The organism is Haloarchaeobius salinus (genome assembly GCF_024464185.1).
Taxonomy (GTDB): Archaea; Halobacteriota; Halobacteria; order Halobacteriales; family Natrialbaceae; genus Haloarchaeobius; species Haloarchaeobius salinus.
In genome coordinates, this window is record NZ_JANHAU010000001.1 from 83,785 (window position 1) to 102,036 (window position 18,252).

At 68.2% G+C, this 18,252-nt stretch carries 16 protein-coding genes; 11 read left to right on the top strand and 5 right to left on the bottom strand.

Annotation, left to right across the window (positions count from 1 at the left end; genetic code table 11):
• Positions 1 to 43: 43 nt before the first annotated feature.
• Positions 44 to 973, bottom strand: coding sequence for a ribonuclease Z (gene rnz / locus NO345_RS00380; protein ID WP_256295747.1), 930 nt, complete (start codon positions 971 to 973; stop codon positions 44 to 46).
• 162 nt (positions 974 to 1,135) lie between these two features.
• Between rnz and NO345_RS00385 the strand changes: the two genes are divergently transcribed.
• The 5 genes from NO345_RS00385 to NO345_RS00405 all read left to right on the top strand — a co-directional run bounded on the left by NO345_RS00385 (position 1,136) and on the right by NO345_RS00405 (position 8,553).
• Positions 1,136 to 2,317: a DUF4382 domain-containing protein gene (locus NO345_RS00385; RefSeq protein WP_256295748.1), complete on the top strand. Its 1,182-nt coding sequence runs from the start codon at positions 1,136 to 1,138 to the stop codon at positions 2,315 to 2,317.
• A 397-nt stretch (positions 2,318 to 2,714) separates the two neighbouring features.
• The gene (locus NO345_RS00390; RefSeq protein ID WP_256295749.1) at positions 2,715 to 5,999 is read left to right on the top strand and encodes a S8 family serine peptidase; all 3,285 of its coding nucleotides are present in this window, start codon (positions 2,715 to 2,717) and stop codon (positions 5,997 to 5,999) included.
• Positions 6,000 to 6,153: 154 nt separating this feature from the next.
• Positions 6,154 to 6,870, top strand: a complete 717-nt coding sequence (locus tag NO345_RS00395) for a cohesin domain-containing protein (protein ID WP_256295750.1) — start codon at positions 6,154 to 6,156, stop codon at positions 6,868 to 6,870.
• Between the two features lie 42 nt (positions 6,871 to 6,912).
• A complete protein-coding gene (locus NO345_RS00400) occupies positions 6,913 to 7,926 on the top strand; it encodes an AAA family ATPase (protein WP_256295751.1) in 1,014 nt (337 codons plus the stop codon).
• 180 nt (positions 7,927 to 8,106) lie between these two features.
• On the top strand, positions 8,107 to 8,553 hold the full coding sequence (locus NO345_RS00405; protein ID WP_256295752.1) for an acyl-CoA thioesterase: 447 nt from the start codon (positions 8,107 to 8,109) through the stop codon (positions 8,551 to 8,553).
• Here the strand turns inward: NO345_RS00405 and NO345_RS00410 are convergent.
• Entirely contained in the window at positions 8,550 to 9,602 is a 1,053-nt protein-coding gene (locus tag NO345_RS00410; RefSeq protein ID WP_256295753.1) for a methyltransferase domain-containing protein, read from the bottom strand. The genes NO345_RS00405 and NO345_RS00410 overlap by 4 nt on opposite strands.
• A gap of 218 nt (positions 9,603 to 9,820) precedes the next feature.
• Here NO345_RS00410 and NO345_RS00415 point away from each other — a divergent pair, with 218 nt between their 5' ends.
• From NO345_RS00415 to NO345_RS00430, 4 genes are all read left to right on the top strand, one after another.
• On the top strand, positions 9,821 to 10,381 hold the full coding sequence (locus NO345_RS00415) for a TATA-box-binding protein (protein WP_089731057.1): 561 nt from the start codon (positions 9,821 to 9,823) through the stop codon (positions 10,379 to 10,381).
• A gap of 81 nt (positions 10,382 to 10,462) precedes the next feature.
• Positions 10,463 to 12,337 (top strand): hybrid sensor histidine kinase/response regulator, encoded by a 1,875-nt coding sequence (locus NO345_RS00420; protein WP_256295754.1) that lies wholly within the window; start codon positions 10,463 to 10,465, stop codon positions 12,335 to 12,337.
• A gap of 69 nt (positions 12,338 to 12,406) precedes the next feature.
• Positions 12,407 to 12,784, top strand: a complete 378-nt coding sequence (locus NO345_RS00425) for a DUF7473 family protein (RefSeq protein ID WP_256295755.1) — start codon at positions 12,407 to 12,409, stop codon at positions 12,782 to 12,784.
• Between the two features lie 60 nt (positions 12,785 to 12,844).
• Positions 12,845 to 13,159, top strand: a complete 315-nt coding sequence (locus NO345_RS00430; RefSeq protein WP_256295756.1) for a hypothetical protein — start codon at positions 12,845 to 12,847, stop codon at positions 13,157 to 13,159.
• 17 nt (positions 13,160 to 13,176) lie between these two features.
• Here the strand turns inward: NO345_RS00430 and hisG are convergent, their stop codons facing one another.
• A complete protein-coding gene (hisG, locus tag NO345_RS00435; RefSeq protein ID WP_256295757.1) occupies positions 13,177 to 14,022 on the bottom strand; it encodes an ATP phosphoribosyltransferase in 846 nt (281 codons plus the stop codon).
• A gap of 77 nt (positions 14,023 to 14,099) precedes the next feature.
• Entirely contained in the window at positions 14,100 to 14,858 is a 759-nt protein-coding gene (locus NO345_RS00440; protein ID WP_256295758.1) for a stage II sporulation protein M, read from the bottom strand.
• Between the two features lie 132 nt (positions 14,859 to 14,990).
• Between NO345_RS00440 and NO345_RS00445 the strand changes: the two genes are divergently transcribed.
• The gene (locus tag NO345_RS00445) at positions 14,991 to 16,274 is read left to right on the top strand and encodes an amidohydrolase (protein ID WP_256295759.1); all 1,284 of its coding nucleotides are present in this window, start codon (positions 14,991 to 14,993) and stop codon (positions 16,272 to 16,274) included.
• Between the two features lie 25 nt (positions 16,275 to 16,299).
• Here the strand turns inward: NO345_RS00445 and NO345_RS00450 are convergent, their stop codons facing one another.
• Positions 16,300 to 17,283, bottom strand: coding sequence for an archaellin/type IV pilin N-terminal domain-containing protein (locus NO345_RS00450; protein WP_256295760.1), 984 nt, complete (start codon positions 17,281 to 17,283; stop codon positions 16,300 to 16,302).
• Positions 17,284 to 17,500: 217 nt separating this feature from the next.
• On the opposite strand from NO345_RS00450, the gene NO345_RS00455 reads away from it, so the two are divergent.
• Complete coding sequence (locus tag NO345_RS00455; protein WP_256295761.1) at positions 17,501 to 18,151, top strand: hypothetical protein; 651 nt, start codon at positions 17,501 to 17,503, stop codon at positions 18,149 to 18,151.
• Positions 18,152 to 18,252: the final 101 nt, after the last annotated feature.

Sequence of the window (18,252 nt, forward strand, 5' to 3'; positions counted from 1 at the left end):
ACGAACGCGTTCCGTGTGAGAGGCCCCCACAGCCGCTGGTCACTCACTCCCCGTCCGGGTACGGGACCTCGACGGTGTCGCCGTCGTCCGGGATCAGCAGTTCGCCGTCGAACGCCTCCCGGGCCTCGGTCCGGTGCATCTCCACGTCGTTCGCGTATCGCGAGGAGACGTGCGTGAGCGCCAGCCGCTTCGCGCCGGCGCGCCGGGCGACCTCGCCGGCCTGCTTCGCCGTCGAGTGGCCGGTCTGTCCGGCGCGGTCGCGGCGGTCCTCGGCGAACGTCGCGTCGTGGACCAGCAGGTCGGCGTCCGTGGCTACCTCGACGGTCGCGTCGACGGGCTGGGTGTCGCCCGTGTAGACGAACCGCCGGCCGGGGCGGGGCTCGCCGACGACCTGGTCCGGGGTGACGACCGTGCCATCGTCGAGTTCGACCGCGTTCCCCTCGTGGAGTGCCGAGAACTTCGGCCCGACCGGCACGCCCAGTTCCTCGGCGTGCTGGCGGTCGAACCGCCCCTTCCGGTCGTCCTCGACGAGCGCGTAGCCGAGCGCCGTCGTCCGGTGCTCGACGTCGAACGCGCGGACCTCGTAGTCGTCACGGCGGAGCGCCACGTCGCCGGCACTCACCTCGTTGATGCGGACCGGGAACAAGGGGCGTGCGCCGGTTGCGCTCACGAGGCGCTCGATGAGTGGCTTCTCGCCCGGTGGGCAGTGGATGGCGAGCGCCGCGTCGCGCTCGTTGAAGTCCATCGTCTGGACCAGCCCCGGGATGCCGAGGACGTGGTCGCCGTGGGTGTGCGTGACGAAGATGTGGTCCACCGAGAAGCCGGTCCCGAAGCGCATCATCTGGCGCTGGGTCCCCTCGCCGCAGTCGAAGAGGAAGCCGTCACCCTCGCGCTGGCAGTAGATGGCGGTGGGGTTGCGCTGGGTGGTCGGCACGGCCCCGCTGGTCCCGAGGAAGGTCACGCGCATCGACATGGTACACCGTCCGCCTGGGACCGGTAAACCGGTGTCGAAACGGTCGACCCACAGTCGAAACCGTTCACGACCGTTCAGAACCGCCGGTTCCGTTGAATCGGAGGAAATCGTCCGCAACCGAGTTCCCGGTTTATGGCCCCCGAGCCGTCATGGACGACCACGATGTCACGACCCACTGCACTGCTCGCAATCGCATTGGCCGCCCTCCTCGTGACCGCCGGCTGTCTCGGCGGCGTGACCGGCAACGGGGACGACGCGAACACCGACGGCGACGACGCCAGCGTGTCGTTCTACGTGAGCGACCGCCCGGGTGCCATCGACCAGTTCGAACACCTGAACGTCACGATCACCTCGGTCGGCTTCCACCAGGTCGACGACGGTGACGACTCGGACGGGAACGAAACCGAGAACCCCGACAGCGACGACGGCGACGACGTCGAGAACGAGACCTCCGACACCGAGTCGCTCGAGGACGCGAACGAGACGACCACCCAGACCGAGACGAACGCGACCAGCGAGGCCCCGGAGACGGAGGACGACGACTCGGGCGAGAACGACACCGAGGGTGACGACTCCGACGAGCGCGACGACGACTCCGACAGCGAGGAAGACGACGCAGCGGACGACGAGCCCGGCAGCGAGTCGGATGGCTGGGTCACGCACGAGGTCGACAACCGCACCGTCGACCTGACCGAGCTGCAGGGCGCGAACGCCTCCCGGCTCGTCGACTTCAACATCAGCGCCGGCGAGTACGACCGGGTGTTCGTCCACGTCGGCGAGGTCCAGGGCACCCTGAATAACGGCGAACAGGTCGACGTCAAGCTCCCGAGCGACAAGCTCCAGATAAACAAGCGATTCACCGCCGAGTCCGGGTCGAGCCTGGACTTCGTGTTCGACATCATGGTCCACGAGGCCGGCAACTCCGGGAAGTACATCCTCCGCCCCGTCGTGAGCGAGTCCGGCACCGGTGACCAGGTCGAGATCGACGACGTCGACGCAGACGACGAGGACGAGCGTGGCCCGCCCGAGGACGCGGGTCCCGAGAGCGACGACAGCGACGACGCCGACGACAGCGGCCTCGAACTCGCGGTCGACGGGCAGGTCCGTGCCGGCGAGACGGTGACGCTGACCGTCACCGGGGACGACGCCGCCGTCGCCAACGCCACCGTGACCGTCGACGGCGAGACGGTCGGCACCACCGACGGTGACGGCACCGTCGAACTCACCGTGCCCGACGACGCCGAGGAGTTCGAGGTGACCGTCACGACGGGCGACGCCGAGGCAGAACAGTCGTGGCCGGTCCGCAGTAACGGCGGACAAGGCCGCGTGGCGCTCCCCGCGTGACCAGCTGGCCCCCACCCTCTATTTACTCCCGGTACTCCTGCAACGAGTGTCGTGGGCCTCCGTTTTCGTAGTCGTTAACGGGTTGATTAACGCGACCGAGAGCGCGCCAACACTCCTGATCGTCGGTTCTCAGTCAATGGAAATGGCCATTAGAAAGTTCACGAGTGTCGTCCCCACACGCTCCGTGTGACCACCACTCGTGAAACCGGAGCGGCGATGGACAGAAACGACCATCTGTGAACCGACATGTCGGCTGCCTCTCCTGCCTTCAGTTGGTTACCAGTTATCTGGAAATTAACTTTGGAGGCGTAGAAATGAGGGGGAGGTACTGCGGGAACGGTTCTCGCAGGGGGAAAGGATGAATCGGAAACTCCTAGCACTACTGCTCGCCAGTCTGATGGTATTCGGCTTTACGACTCCGTACGTTGCGGCCGGAGCACCAGCCGCCCAGCAGGCAGGCACTTCGACAGATATCGCACAGGTAGGCGTCGGCGACGACGTCGCAGCAAGCACAGCCGCTGAAGAGACGTCCGCGCCCGAGACCGCGTGGATCCAGCCTGCACTCGAACATCAGTTCGAGCAGCAGGAAGTCACACAGGTGGTCGTCCGGCTCGGAACGCCGGACCTGAGTCAGTCACTCAGCCGTGAGGCGACCATCGATGGCCTCAAGACCCACGCGGAGCGGACCCAGGAACCGATCCTCGACTGGGCCAGCGAACGTGAGAACGTCGCAGTCGAGAACCGGTTCTGGCTCGCCAACGCCGTCGTCCTGACGGTGCGCTCGGGCGGTGACAGCGGCGTGAACCTCGACGAGATCGCGCGCCTCGACGGTGTCGACGAGCTCCACGCCAACTTCGAAGTTACGTCCCCGGAACCCGTGGACAGCGATGAGGTTCGCAGCTCCTCCGACCACCCGGCGACATACGGGCTGAACCAGATCAACGCGACCGAGACCTGGGACCAGTTCGGCACCATGGGCGATGGCGCGAAGGTCGCCATCCTCGACACCGGTATCGACCCGACCCACCCGGACATCGACCTCTACACCGAGAACGCGTCGGACCCGACCTACCCCGGCGGGTGGGCGGAGTTCGACGGTGACGGTAACCAGGTCCCGGGTAGCGAGCCCTACGACTCCGACGGTCACGGCACGCACACCTCCGGGACGGCCACCGGTGGCAACGCCAGCGGTGAGTTCATCGGCGTCGCCCCCGAGGCCAGCCTGATCCACGGCGGCGTCCTCACGCCCGAGGGCGGTACCTTCGCAGCCATCATCGGTGGCATGGAGTGGGCCGTCGAGGAGGATGCCGACGTCATGTCGATGAGTCTCGGCTGCACCAACGCACCGTGTTACGAAGCGGGGATGATCGAGCCGACGCTGAACGCAGAGGCCGCGGGGACCGTCGTCGTCGCGTCCTCCGGTAACGACGGCGAAGGGATGAGCAGTTCGCCCGGTAACGTCTGGGACGTCGTCGCCGTCGGCGCGTCCAACGAGAACGCCAACATCGCCAGCTTCTCCAGCGGCATGGAGGTCGACACGGACAGTGCCTGGGGTGACGACGCACCCTCGCACTGGCCCGACACGTACATCGTACCCGACGTGTCCGCACCCGGGGTGGACGTGAAGAGCTCCGTCCCCGGCGGTAGCTACGCCGAGTACTCCGGCACGTCCATGTCCTCGCCGCACACCGCGGGCGCGGTCGCACTGATGCGCTCCGCCTCCGGTGGCGACGCGAGCGTCTCGATGATCAAGGACGCACTCCGTGAGACCGCGTGGAAGCCCGACGGCGAACCGTCCGGCAACGACACGCGCTACGGTGCGGGTATCATCAACGCCCTCGAGGCGACCGAGCAGGTCGCGCTCGAACAGGGCGTCGAGGGTACCGTCACCGACGCTGACGGCAACCCAATCGAGGGTGCCGAGGTCAGCCTCGACGGCGGTGGATCCGGTGCGACCGACGCCGCAGGCAACTACAGCGTCATCGCACAGAACGGCACCTACGACGTGACCGCGGACTCCTTCGGCTACGAGGCGTCCACAGAGACCGTCACGGTCGACGGCGACTGGGTCACGCAGGACTTCTCGCTGAACGCAGCACTCGACGTGGAAGTCCTCGAGGGGCAGCCCGGAGGTATCGAGGGCGGTGAGAACGTCAGCGTGACGGTCAACGCTGCCAACCTCGATTCCTACACCGCCTCGCTCGCGGACGGGTACAGCGAGGAGAACGCGACGCTGTACGTCAACGGCGACGAGGCCTCCTTCGGCGAGGCCATCGAGTTCGACGAGCCGTACACCGGTGAAGTCACCGTCACCGTCGAGACGACCGCCGACACGAGCGGCGAACTCGCAATCGAGCACACGTTCGAGGGCATGGGTGACTCCATCGGAGTGACCACCGGCCCGACGAACGTCTTCGAGGAGTTCACGCAGGTCGGTGTCGTTGACGACGACAGCAACTACGGCGCAGACGTTGCAGACACGCTCGAGGAGTGGCTGCCGGCACACTACTCCGTGTCGGTCCTCACCTCCGACGAGGCGATCGACAACGTCGACTCGTACGACAGCTTCGTCGTGCAGTACCTCGACTCGGACAACGCCGAAGCCTTCGCGGAGGCCACGAACGGCTACCAGGCTGGCGTCGTCTACCTCGACCAGTGGGGTACGAGCAGCAACGGTATCGAGGAGCGCTCGAACGCCATCGGTGACCCCGCCGAGACCGGTGAAAGCGACTTCAACGATGCTCCGGAGTATGTGAACGTCGCGGACCATCCGATATTCGAGGGTGTCGGTGAGGGACCGATCACTCTCCACACTGCGACGTTCGCCGACATGACGTACTTCTCTGGGACCGACGCAACGGTGCTTGCCGAGGTCACGGACGGTACCGAACAAGATAGCGGCGTCGCAGTCGACGAGGACCGCTGGGACGTCCTCGGAGCCACGCTCGGCTACTCGACGTTCGTCGGCCAGGGCGACTACACCGACGACGCGGACCTCATCCTGGCCAACATGGTCCAGTTCGCATCCAACCCGCCGGAGCCCGTCGGCACGGTCGACGTCACCGAGACTGAGACCCAGCCCGGCGAGTCCGCCGAGGTGAGCGTCTGGACCGGTGACATCGACAACGTCTCCGGCTACCAGGCCAAGCTGAACTTCGACCCGAACAAGCTCCAGGTCTCCAGTACCGACGGGCAGGACTTCGCTGACCCTGTCGTCAACATCGACAACGAGAACGGTGTTGTCACCCTGGCACAGGCACAGGCGAGCGGTGTCGACGATCCCACGATGGTCGACATCGAGTTCGACGTGCTCATGGAGGACTTCAACCAGACGGCTGAAGTCACCTGGAACACGAGCGCGTCGATGGTGACCTACGAGAACGGCACCGCGCCGCTCGTGGAGTACACGCCCGGTGCGGTCTCCACCGAGGACTGCATGCTCGGTGACGTCAACCAGGACGGCGCAATCACCGTCCAGGACGCGACGCTCACCCAGCAGTACATCGTCGGTGAGGACCCCGACAACTTCAACCCGAGCTGCGCCGACATGAACGGCGACGGTGAGGTCACTTCCGCTGACGTGACCCTCATCCTCGAGGAGATCGTCGGCAGCAGCATCTCGGCACCGCAGCCGATGACGGTCTCCGACCTGGTCGACTCGCAGCTTCAGGCTGAAGCCTGATCGGGTCACCACACCCTGTCGCATCGCACGCCAACCGACCTCGCATCCGTGCGAGGCCTTTCGAGACGACGCGACGCGGATTTGCGTACTGCCCGCTCGACGGGCATCCAGGGCGGCCGGGGACACCCGGTCGCCGATTTCAACCACACGACCCATGACCACGAACCGCCTTCCCGACGGAACGACGCTGCTGCTGGTAGCCCTCTGTCTCGCACTCGTGGCCGTCCCCATGGCGGCCGCCCAGGAGAGCGCGACGCTCTCGCTGACCGAGACGGAGGTCGAGTCGACAGACGGCACCGCAACGGTAACACTCGCCGCCGAGGGCTCCGATGTCGCCGGCTATCAGGCGAACGTCTCGTTCGACCCCGACGTCGTCCGGGTCCAGAGCGTCTCCGGCGCGGACTACTCCGACCCGGTGCAGAACGTGAACAACGAGGACGGCTGGGTGTTCCTCACGCAGTCACAGTCGGACGGGATGGACGACCCCGAGCTCGCGACCATCACCTTCGAGGTGGTCGGTGACGAGGGCGACCGTTCCACTCTCTCGTTCGTCGAGTCGGATACCCGCATCAACGACGGAGCCGGTGAGCACGTCGACGTCCAGCTCGACAGCGGGACCGTCACGGTCGGGAGCGGCGACGTGCAGTCGATGGGCGAGGGGTCCGCCGCGACCGACGGTGGCGGCGAGGACCCGGCCGCCAACGAGAACCAGCAGTCGGACCCGGACACGGCCGCGAACGATGCCGACAGCGATGGTGACGGCGGCGACGACACGACCGGAGACGGGACCGGCGTCTCGACGCCGATACTGGTCGGCGGCGCAGCGGCGCTCCTCGCCGGTGGCGTGTTGCTCGGCCGGCGCGCGTCCTGAGAACCGACCGATTCTTACCGGGCGCTCGCCTACCGGCGCGTGATGGACGCGCCGCTGTGGACCGACGCCCACGCCCCGTCGCTCGAGGAGCTCCCACAGCCGGACGCACGGGAGTACCTGCAGAAGGCGGTCGACGAGCCGCTGAACCTGCTGCTGCACGGCCCGCCCGGCGTCGGCAAGACCGCCGGGGTCAGGGCACTCGGTCGCGCGGCCCACGACGACCCCGACAACGACCTCGTGGAGATCAACGTCGCCGACTTCTTCGGCCGGACGAAGACGGAGATCAAGAACGACCCCCGGTTCGCCTCGTTCCTCGACGGGAAGTCGCGGCTCTCGAAGCGCGACATGATCAACCACGTGCTGAAGGAGTCAGCGAGCTACGCGCCGGTGTCGGGGAGCTACAAGACGGTCGTGCTGGACAACGCCGAGGACGTGCGCGTCGACTTCCAGCAGGCGCTCCGCCGGGTGATGGAGCGCTACCACCGGACGACGCAGTTCGTCATCTGCACCCGACAGCCGACGAAGCTCATCCCGCCGATCCGCTCGCGCTGCTTCCAGGTGCCGATGCGGGCGGCGACGAACGACGAGCTGGTGACCGTGCTCCGCCGCATCGTCGAGGCCGAGGACGTTGCCTTCGACGACGACGGGCTGGAGTACGTCGCTGGCTACGCCGACGGCGACGTCCGCGAGGCGATTCTCGCCGCACAGACCACGGTCTCCCGGGCCGACGAGCTGACGATGCAGACCGCCTACGAGACGCTGGGCGACGTGGGCACGCTCGACGAGGTCGGCGAGATGCTCGACGACGCCGAGTCCGGCGAGTTCACCGACGCACGCTCGGCGCTCGACGATCTGCTCGTCGACGAGGGCTACAGCGGCACCGAGGTGCTTTCGGAGATCCTCACCGTGGGTCGCAAGCGCTACGACGGCGAGCGGCTGGCCCGGCTCCACCGGCTCGCGGGCGAGGTCGACCACGACATGAGCCAGGGGACGAGCGACCGGGTCCACCTCGGGCACCTGCTGGCGGAGCTCGGGCGGGCGTCGACGGCGCAGTGACTACACGGGCGATCGGGGCACCGGTTTTCTGGCGAACAGGCGACGCGTGAGCGTTCGGTCCGGGGCGCGTCGCACTCCAGCCTCGACCGCCGGACCGCGTGGGTCAGACCACGCCGCGGTTGCGGCGGTATCCCTGAAGAACCCTCGCCCTCTTTTGCGGCAGGGCGCGACGGTCCGGGTATGCAGGCAGTCTCCGAGACGCGAATCACGAACCGCCAGCGGGTCCAGCCGAACCACGCGAACAACTACGAGGCGGTCCACGGCGGCAACCTCATGAAGTGGATGGACGAGGTCGGCGCGATGGCGGCGATGCGCTTCGCGGGCGAGACCTGCGTCACGGCCGCGGTCGACGAGTTCTCCTTCGAGCGGCCGATTCCGGTCGGGGAGACGGCGCTCATCGACGCGTACGTCTTCGACGCGGGGCGGACGAGCGTCCGGGTGTTCCTGCGCGCCTACCGGGAGGAACCCCGTAGCGGCGACACCGAGCAGACGACGGCGGCGTGTTTCACCTTCGTCGCGGTCGGGGACGACGGGAAGCCGGTCGCGGTGCCGTCGGTCCGGGTCGAGACCGACGAGGACGAACGGCTGCAGGCGACGGCACGCGCTGCCGTCGACGGTGACGACTAGTCGAGGACCAGCACGTACCGGGTCAGCGAGCGGTGGACGCGTCGCTCGAAGGAGTGCTCGACCGTCCAGCCTGCACGTCTGGCGGCACCGGTCCAGTCGCGGTCGGCGACGACGACGGCCCGGTCGGCGACGCGGCGGGACTCCGTGAGTGCGCCGGCGACGAGGTCGTCGAGCTCGTGGGTCTCGATCTTCGACTGACGGCCGTACGGGGCGTCGAAGACGACGGCGTCGACAGCGTCGTCGACGAGCGGGAGCCGTGTGGCGTCGCCGCGGCAGACGTGCCAGTCTCCAGGGTCGGTGACCGCGTGGTCGTCCTCGCCGTCGAGGAAGTGGCCGAGGTTCTCCGTCGCCCCACCGACCATCTTCGCCTGGGCGTCGACACCCACGACGTCCGCGCCGACGAGCCCGGCCTCGACGAGGACGCCGCCGGTGCCACACATCGGGTCGAGAACGCGGCGGCCAGGGGCCGCACCGGCGACGTTGGCGACGGCACGGGCGAGCAGCGGGTCCATGCTGCCGGGCTGGAAGAACGGCTTGTCGGTCGGCCTGCGGTCGCCGAAGTCGCGGACGGACTCGACGGCGAGCCAGCCGAGGGCGCAGACGCCGGCCTCACCGGCCGCACCGTCGGGTTCGCCGGCAGTATCGGCCCGATCGTCGCTGGTCGGCGCGAACAGCACCCGGAGCTCGTGGTCGGGGTCGTCGAGATCGACCGTGAACCCACGGTCGACGAGCACCTGTCCGAGTACCCGTTCGGCGTCGCTGGTGGAGACACCGGTCTCGCCGCGGACGTCCCGGGCACGGACGGCGACGGTGCCCTCGCGGTCGACGGGTGCGGCCGAAAGCAGGGCGACGGCGCTGTCGACGCTCGCGTCGGTCCGGCCGACGAACTCGCTCGCGCGGTGGGTGTAGGCGAGTCCACGGACGCGCCCGGTGGCGACGCTGCGTGCGGTGGCGAGACCGCCACCGATGCGCTCGACGTCGGTGGCCGCGCTCGCGGCCTCGCAGGCGGCGAAGGCGTCGTCCTCGCCGCCGAGTTCCAGCAGGTACACGTCCAACCGTGAGCGAGGGCGTGCAATCAGCGTGTCGACTGCCGGCCGAGCGCGCGTCAGCGCGGACGCCCGGCTTCGGCGGGGCAGCGACCGTTCGAGCCCCCCGTCTATCGGCAGAATTCACCGATTCCGTCGCACCGCCAGTCGTTCGGTCTGGCGCCGTGCGGGCACGTGGCACCAACCTTTATAAGCCTTAAATACGACTTTTAAGTCGAGTTATGACCGACCCCAAGGAGACTATAAATATCGAGAACGTCGTCGCCTCGACCGGTATCGGCCAGGAGCTCGACCTCCAGAGCGTCGCCATGGACCTCGAGGGGGCCGACTACGACCCCGAGCAGTTCCCCGGCCTCGTCTACCGCACGCAGGAGCCGAAGTCCGCCGCGCTCATCTTCCGGTCCGGCAAGATCGTCTGCACCGGTGCCAAGAGCACCGACGACGTCCACGAGAGCCTCCGCATCGTCTTCGACAAGCTCCGCGACCTCAACATCCAGGTGAACGAGGACCCGGAGATCGTCGTCCAGAACATCGTCACGTCTGCCGACCTCGGCCGCAATCTCAACCTCAACGCCATCGCCATCGGCCTCGGGCTGGAGAACATCGAGTACGAGCCCGAGCAGTTCCCCGGCCTCGTCTACCGCCTCGACGAGCCGGAGGTCGTCGCGCTCCTGTTCGGCTCCGGGAAGCTCGTCATCACCGGCGGGAAGAAGCCCGAGGACGCCGAACACGCCGTCGACAAGATCGTCTCGCGCCTCGAAGACCTCGGCCTGCTGGAGTAGCTCGACGGTTCTCTCCGCTCTTGTTTCTCGACGACACATATCCCCAGAAGAGACATTGCCGTCGAACCCCAGAGAACGTGTATGTCAGCGGAGCCGGCGGCGATGACAGTCCTCCACGTCGACGACGACGGGGAGTTCGCCGCCCTCACCACCGAGCTGCTCGAGCGGCAGAGCGACCGCATCGGCGTCGTCTCGGCCGCGACGGGTGACGAGGCGCTCGACCTGCTCGAACGCGAGTCCATCGACTGCGTCGTCTCCGACTACGAGATGGGCGAGACCGACGGGCTGGAACTGCTCGCTGCCATCCGTGAGCGCCACGACGGACTCCCCTTCATCCTCTTCACAGGTCGGGGGAGCGAGGAGATCGCCAGCGAGGCGATCTCCGCCGGCGTCACCGACTACATCCGCAAGGGCCGCGGGACCGACCAGTTCGCCCTCCTCGCCAACCGCATCGAGAACGCCGTCGAACAGGCCCGTTCGCGGGTGAGCTACCGGGCGGTGTTCGAGAACACGGACGTCGGGCTCACCATCCGCGACGTCGAGACGGGCAGGGTCGTCGACGTGAACCAGCAGTACTGCGACCTGCTCGGCTACGACCGCGAGACCCTCGGCGAGCTCGGCATCGCGGAGATAACCGCCGACGTACCGGGGTACGACGCCGAGCGTGGCGTCGAACTCCTCGAGCGAGCACTCGCGGAGCCGGCGTTCACCTTCGAATGGCCCGACAGACGCAGCGACGGCTCGACGAACTGGGTCGAGGTGGACGCCACGCTCGTCGAGATCGAGGGCCGGGAGCGCTCGCTCGTCACCGTCCACGACGTCCACGAACGCCACGAACGGGAGGCGGTGCTGGCGACGCTGCACCAGGCCGCGACGGATATACAGGAGTGCAAGACCATAGAGGCCGCCTGCGACCGGACCGTCGCCGCCGCCGAGTCCATCCTGGAGTTCGAGATGTGCAGTGTCATGGTCGCCGAGGACGGCTGGCTGGTCCCGAAGGCGGTCTCCAGCGGCGCGCCGGCCGACGGTGCCCGGCGGATGCGTCCGGACCAGGGGCTGGCCGGCGAGACCTACCGGACCGGCGAGTCCGCACTCGTCGAGGACGTGCTGACCGACGACGTCTCCGAGCCGGCCAACGAGAGCTACCGGTCCGGCATCAGCGTCCCCATCGGCGAGACGGGGGTGTTCCAGGCCGTCGCGGCGGAGCCGAACGCCTTCTCGCAGGAGGACCTCGAACTGGCGGAGCTGCTCGTCTCACACACCGCACGGGCGCTCGACCGTCTCCGGTTCGAGGCGGAGCTACGACGGCAGAACGACCGGCTCGAGGAGTTCGCGAGCGTCGTCAGCCACGACCTCCGGAACCCCCTCACCGTCGCCCAGGGGGAGCTCGAACTCGCCCGCGAGAACCACGACAGCGAGCACCTCGCGCACCTCGGCGACGCCCTGGACCGCATGGCGAACATCACCGAGGACACGCTCCGGCTCGCCAGACACGGCGGGAGCGTCGAGGACCCCCGACGCGTCGACCTCGGGACGTTCGCCGACCGCTGCTGGAGCGTCGTCTCGACGGACGACGCGACCCTGACCGTCGAGAACGTCGTCATCCGGGCCGACGACGGGCGGCTCCAGCACGTCCTTGAGAACCTGTTCCGGAACGCCGTGGAACACGGTTCCACGAGCCCTCGTTCGACTTCGTCTCACGAGGACGGCGCTATCGCCGTCCGTATCGGTGGACTCCCCGATGGGTTCTACGTCGAGGACGACGGCGTCGGCATCCCCGAGGCCGAGCGCGACCGGGTGTTCGAGCCCGGCCACACGACCACCGAGACGGGCACGGGCTTCGGGCTCGCCATCGTCGAGGAGTTCGCCACCGCCCACGGCTGGGACGTGCAGGTGACCGAGAGCGAGGCGGGCGGCGCGCGCTTCGAGTTCACCGGCGTCGAACGCCTCGACTGAGGCCGTCACGCGGCGGACGTGACACGGGAAAGCGGCAGGCACATGACAGCCCGGCCGCTAGTCGGGGACATGGTCGGTCTCACGCCGCTGCAACTGGACCCGTCGGCCGGCACGCCCGTCGCCTACGTCGGGACGTTCGTCGTCGCCACCCTCTTCTACTCGGTGACGCTGCACATCGCGGCGCGGAACGTCCTCGGCGACGTGCCGGTCAAGCTCGCGTTCGTCGTCGGCCCGGTGCTCGCACTCGTCTCGCTCCTGCTCCAGCAGTACGGCCCCGCGGTGGTCCTGCCCGTGACGCTGGTCGCCGACGCGGTCGCCATCGGCCTCGTCTACCGCCTCGACGCGAAGCTCACCGTGCTCGTCTCCGTCATCCACTACACCGTCGCGGTCATCCTCGGGTTCACGCTGTTCAACCTCGTCGCGCTGCTGTCGACCGCGCCGGCCTGAGGTGGGGACGGCCGAGGCGCGCATGACCGCCTTTTTGTCGTCGCTCCGCCGAGGGGGCGTATGGACGCATCGAGCCGTACTCGGGTCGCCCGGGGCGGACTGTCGCTGTTGCTCGCCGGTGCCATCGTCGGCATCGTCGCCGCGAGCGGGGTCCAGAACACGACCGGGCTCGCAGTCACCCTCGTCGTGTCCGGGGTCGTCGCGCTCGTCGTCGGGAAGGCCGTCGAACAGCAGGTGCTGCTCGGAATCTGGCTCGCGCCGGTCGTCGCCGGCGTCATCGTCTACGTGTTCGAGCCGGACGCGCTGCTGACACAGTCGTTCCTGCTCGGGGTCATCGGGGTCGCACAGCTGCTGTTCTCGCAGGCGGGGAAGTAGAGACGGTCGGCCGGCCGCTACTCGACGAGACGCTCGATCTCGGTGACGAGGATGTCGCTCGCGCCCTCGCCCTTGACCTCGTTGATGGTCTCGAACACGTCGCGCTCGTCGACGACGGCGTGGACGGCCAGCTTGTCGGAGCCCGCGATGTCCATCACCGTCGGACCGCCCATGCCGGGGATTACCTCGCGGACGGCGTCGAGGTTCGACTCGGGCACGTTCATCATCAGGTAGCGCTTGCCCTCGGCGGCGATGACGGAGTCGAACGCCATCCGGATCTGCTCGGTCTTCTCGTCGTCGGCCACGTCCGGGCGGGCGATGAGCCGAACCGACGACTTCAGCACCTCGTCGATGATGGCGAGCCGGTTCACCTTCAGCGTCGTCCCCGTCGAGGTGATGTCGACGATGGCGTCGGCCATGTCGACGTGGGGCGTGAGCTCGGTCGCGCCGGTGACCTCGACGATGTCGGCGTCGATGTTGCGCTCGTCGAAGTAGTTCCGCGTGATGGTCGGGAACTCGGTGGCGACGGTCCGCCCGTCGAGGTCGAACGGAGTCTCGATGTCGCCGTCCTCCGGCGCGGCGAGGACGAGCCGACAGGAGCCGTATCCCAGGTCGAGCAGGTCGGCCACGTCGACGCCGGCCTCGCAGACCTGGTCGTAGCCCGTCACACCGAGGTCTGCCGCGCCGTCGGCGACGTACTCGGGGATGTCGGCGGCGCGAGCGAACAGCAACGTGACGTCGGGGTCGACGGTGTCGGCGTACAGCTTCCGGTCGGCCCCGTCGACGACGTGGAGTCCGGCCCGTTCCAGCAGGTCGATGGTCGGGTCGTGCAGTCGGCCCTTGTTCGGTACCGCGATGCGCATTTGCCAGTCCTTCGCGTCCGGGCGGGAACTGCCTTTCCATCCGCCCGGAGCTTGCCGGTTCGGCGAGGGCGGGGTGGTCAGGCCCCGGCCGTCCCGTACACCTGGTCCAGCAGCCACGTCGTCACGTGCATCTCGACGACTGCGGCGACGGCGAGCGTGACCACCGAGACGCCGACGAGCAGCCCCGTCCGCTTCACCTCACCGCGGGTGTAGAAGTGGTCGCGGCGGTCGAAGACGTAGAGCACAATGTTCCCCAGGAACCGGTACGCGATAGCGGCCCCGACGAACAGCGCCGGCAGCTCGAGGACGCCGTGGGGGAGCAACGCGAGCAGCACGAAGCCGAAGCCCTCCTGGGCGGCGGCTGGCGTCACGACGTAGCCGACCAGCACCCCGTTGAACACCAGCCCGAACGTCGTCAGGATACCCCCGGTCAACGCCCCGAGGATGAACACGAAGAAGGCGCGGGTGTTGTTCAGGAAGATGAACAGCGCGGTGATGTCGTCGGGGAACATCTCGCTCGGCGAGTCGAACCCCATCGCGCCGAACAGGTCGAAGCCGACCTCCCAGAGCGCGACGCCGAGCGGGATGCTCAGCAGGAACAGCACCGCCGAGAACGCGGTGTAGCGGCGGTGCTCCCGCCAGGCGAGCGCGAAGCCGTCCCACGAGAGCGTCGGCGGGTCGTCCTGCCCGGGTGGAGTCGTCTCGGGCGGCTCGGCGGGTTCTGACTGTGGTTCCGCGGGCTCGTCGCCGTCGAACGACCAGCCGACGCCGTCGTCGGTGTCGGCCGGCTCCGTCGCTGACTCCCCGTCTGGAGGGTCGTCGGGGCGGTCGGTCATGGGTTGCGCTACGGTCGCCACCGGAAAAAAGCGTCCGTCGGTCGGCGGAACCCCTCGACCGCCTCAATCGACCCTCACGACACGAACCGTACCCGATGGAGTCTTGACCCGTCCACCGAAAACACGCCCAACATGGAACTCGCAGTCACCGGTGGACGGGTACTCTTGCCGGACCTCACAGTGACGGAGGCGGACGTGCTGGTCGACGCCGACGATGGCGTCGTCCGCGAGGTCGGCCATGACCTCACCGGCGACGAGGAACTGGACGCGTCGGGCGGGCTGGTGATGCCCGGCCTTGTGAACGCCCACACGCACGTCGCGATGACGCTGCTCCGGGGGTACGCCGACGACAAGCCGCTCGAGGCGTGGCTCCAGGAGGACATCTGGCCGGCGGAGGGCGAGCTGACCCCCGAGGACGTGCGCGTCGGCGCGGAGCTGGGGATGCTGGAGATGATAAAGTCCGGGACGACCGCGTTCGCGGACATGTACTTCCACGTCCCGGAGATCGTCGACGCGGTGGCGGACGCTGGCCTCCGGGCGCGGCTCGGCCACGGCGTCGTCACCGTGGCGAAGGGGACGGAGACGGCCCACGACGACGCCGAGGAGAGCATCGAAGTGGCGCGGGAGTTCGACGGCGCGGCCGACGGCCGGGTCCGCACCGCGTTCATGCCGCACTCGCTGACGACCGTCGGGAGCGACTTCCTCGACGAGTACGTGCCGCAGGCCCGCGAGGCGGGCGTCCCGGTGCACATCCACGCGAACGAGACGGCCGACGAGGTCGACCCCATCGTCGCAGAGCACGGGATGCGGCCGCTGGCGTACGCCCGGGAGCACGGGCTGCTCGAACCCGAGGACTTCGTCGCCCACGGCGTCCACACCACGCCCGAAGAGCACGCCATCCTCGCCGAAACCGGCGCGGGCGTCGTCCACTGCCCGGCATCGAACATGAAGCTCGCGAGCGGGATGGCCCCCGTGCAGGCGATGCGGGACGCGGGCGTCTCGGTCGGCCTCGGAACGGACGGCGCGGCGTCGAACAACGACCTCTCGCTGTTCGACGAGATGCGCGACGCGGCGATGCTCGGCAAGCTCGCGGCCGACGACGCGAGCGCGGTGCCCGCCGAGACCGTCGTCGAGATGGCGACCCAGGGCGGTGCGGACGTGGCGGGGCTCCCCGGTGGGCGCATCGAGGCCGGCGCGGCGGCGGACCTCGTCGTCGTCGACCTCGACGCACCGCACCTCACGCCGGGCCACGACCTCGTGAGCCACCTCACCTACGCCGCGACGGGCAGCGACGTGCGCCACACGATCTGCGACGGCGCGGTGCTCATGCGCGACCGCGAGGTGCTGACGATGGACGAGGACGCGGTGCTGGAGCGGGCGGAGACGGCGGCGGCGGAGCTGGTCGAGCGGGTCTGAGGCGGGAAACCGGAGTGGAACGCGTTCAGGTAACCGAAGCCGGTGCGAGCGAGGCGGAGCTATCGTTCTCGTAGATCCTAACGTTGCGGAACCGGGAGTTCGGTGGGTCCTCACGGTCGGGAGTACAGCCGGAGTTCGTGTCGCAGTCGGTGATGAATACGATGTACTCCGTGTTGCCGTCGTAGCCGTTCGCCTCGTAGTGCTCCCCGATGGGCACCTCGTAGCGGACCCAGCCGTCGCTCTGCTGGTAACGCTCCAGCCCGTCGAAGTTGGCCACGTCGTGGCCCCAGTACTGGTCGCCGTACACCTCGATGACCCGGCCCCCGGTCTGGTCCTGATCGTCCTCCAGCCCGATACCGTGTATCTCACCCATCGAGGTGCTCCTGAACTCGAAGACGAGCGTCGTGTTCTCGGTCACGGTGTAGTCGCGGTCGACGAACTTCCACTGGTTGCCCGACTGCTGGACGGTCGCCCCACCGTCCTCGACGGTCGTATCGCCGGTGCCGTCCTGGTTGTCCTCGAACGACTGCGTCGGCGCGCTGCTCTCGAAGTCGACGACCGACGGACTGCTGTCGGACGGGATCGTGACGCGCTGCTCGTCGACGACGGCGTCCGTCGGCCGGTGTATCAGCTGGACCGTCGCCGGGCCGGAGAGGAGCTGCGTCGTCCGCAGTTCGTCCCCCGCGTCGACGACACCGTCGCTGATGCCGGACCGGTTCTCGAACGCCGACAGGGTCAGTCGTGAGACCCCGTCCCCGTCGCGCACGACCACGTCGAACGCGTCGACGCGCAGGTCGTCACCACCCCGATGCCGGATGGCGAGCGTCTGTGCGTCCGGGCCGTTCGTCTCGACGCTGACGTCGATGCTCGCCGACGGCGCGTTGCCGAGCAGGTCCGGCGACAGGTCGAAGATGACGACCCCGGCCGCGCCCGCCGCGACGAGCACCAGCGCGACCATCAACAGCGTCCCGATCGGTGCCGACTGTCCTCGTTCCCCTCCCCTTCGCATATCGGTCCGTGGGTGAGCGACGACCATCAAATCATCGGCCTGTTGACAGAGGTACGGGGGGGATGGTATCTGTTCGAACATGCGAGAATTGAACGTCCAGAGCTGTTTTTAAACGTTGAAGCGCTATCTAAGCCCGCCTCATTCGAACGACAAACGGAATGAACCAGATGAACGTGCTCACGGGTTTATCCCCCTCTCCGGCACAGGATTGGGTGTGATGAGCACAAAGACGACGTTCGCACTGTTCGGTGCACTGCTGCTCGTGGTCGGTGCCGTCGCTCCGGCGGCCGCCGCCACGGGTGCGACGCCTGTACAGACCGCAGACGATCCGGCGACGGAGCTGACGCCGGACAACAACACGTCCGACGACGAGACGGAACTGCCCGACAACGAGTCCGACGACAACGAGACCGACGCCGACGACAACGAGACTGACGTCGACGACAACGAGACCGACGTCGACAGCAACCAGAGCTCCGCGGACGCCCACAACGAGTTCGCGCAGCTGCTCAACGAGTACGTCCAGAACGTGACGAACAACCCGAACGTCACGGCACCCGGCCTCCACATCGCGGAGTGGGTCATCGAGCACAACCCGGGTAACGCGCCGGAGCACGCCGGGCCGCCGGCCCACGCAGGCCCCGGTGACGACGCGGCCGACAACGAGACGGACAACGAGTCCACCGGGCCGCCCGAACACGCCGGTTCCGGTGACGACGAGGCCGACGCCGACAACGAGACGGACGGCGGCCAGGGTCCCCCGGACCACGCCGGTACCGACGACGGGCAAGAAGATGACGAGGAGGACGACGGCGGGAACGGTAACGGCCCGCCGGCCGGCATCCTCGCGTTCCTGCCCTTCTTCTGAGACCCGGGGCTGACGCCTCGCGCTGCTTCCCCCACCGCGTCGGCGGGACCGGCCGTGGTTCCCTCGTAACGGACCGGGACCGCTGACCGCGTTCCCCGTAC

Bases quoted from the DNA above. Each gene is read 5' to 3' on its own strand.
- rnz (WP_256295747.1), bottom strand. From the start codon at position 973: ATGTCGATGCGCGTGACCTTCCTCGGGACCAGCGGGGCCGTGCCGACC.
- NO345_RS00385 (WP_256295748.1), top strand. From the start codon at position 1,136: ATGTCACGACCCACTGCACTGCTCGCAATCGCATTGGCCGCCCTCCTC.
- NO345_RS00390 (WP_256295749.1), top strand. From the start codon at position 2,715: ATGGTATTCGGCTTTACGACTCCGTACGTTGCGGCCGGAGCACCAGCC.
- NO345_RS00395 (WP_256295750.1), top strand. From the start codon at position 6,154: ATGACCACGAACCGCCTTCCCGACGGAACGACGCTGCTGCTGGTAGCC.
- NO345_RS00400 (WP_256295751.1), top strand. From the start codon at position 6,913: ATGGACGCGCCGCTGTGGACCGACGCCCACGCCCCGTCGCTCGAGGAG.
- NO345_RS00405 (WP_256295752.1), top strand. From the start codon at position 8,107: ATGCAGGCAGTCTCCGAGACGCGAATCACGAACCGCCAGCGGGTCCAG.
- NO345_RS00415 (WP_089731057.1), top strand. From the start codon at position 9,821: ATGACCGACCCCAAGGAGACTATAAATATCGAGAACGTCGTCGCCTCG.
- NO345_RS00420 (WP_256295754.1), top strand. From the start codon at position 10,463: ATGTCAGCGGAGCCGGCGGCGATGACAGTCCTCCACGTCGACGACGAC.
- NO345_RS00425 (WP_256295755.1), top strand. From the start codon at position 12,407: ATGGTCGGTCTCACGCCGCTGCAACTGGACCCGTCGGCCGGCACGCCC.
- NO345_RS00430 (WP_256295756.1), top strand. From the start codon at position 12,845: ATGGACGCATCGAGCCGTACTCGGGTCGCCCGGGGCGGACTGTCGCTG.
- hisG (WP_256295757.1), bottom strand. From the start codon at position 14,022: ATGCGCATCGCGGTACCGAACAAGGGCCGACTGCACGACCCGACCATC.
- NO345_RS00440 (WP_256295758.1), bottom strand. From the start codon at position 14,858: ATGACCGACCGCCCCGACGACCCTCCAGACGGGGAGTCAGCGACGGAG.
- NO345_RS00445 (WP_256295759.1), top strand. From the start codon at position 14,991: ATGGAACTCGCAGTCACCGGTGGACGGGTACTCTTGCCGGACCTCACA.
- NO345_RS00450 (WP_256295760.1), bottom strand. From the start codon at position 17,283: ATGCGAAGGGGAGGGGAACGAGGACAGTCGGCACCGATCGGGACGCTG.
- NO345_RS00455 (WP_256295761.1), top strand. From the start codon at position 17,501: ATGAGCACAAAGACGACGTTCGCACTGTTCGGTGCACTGCTGCTCGTG.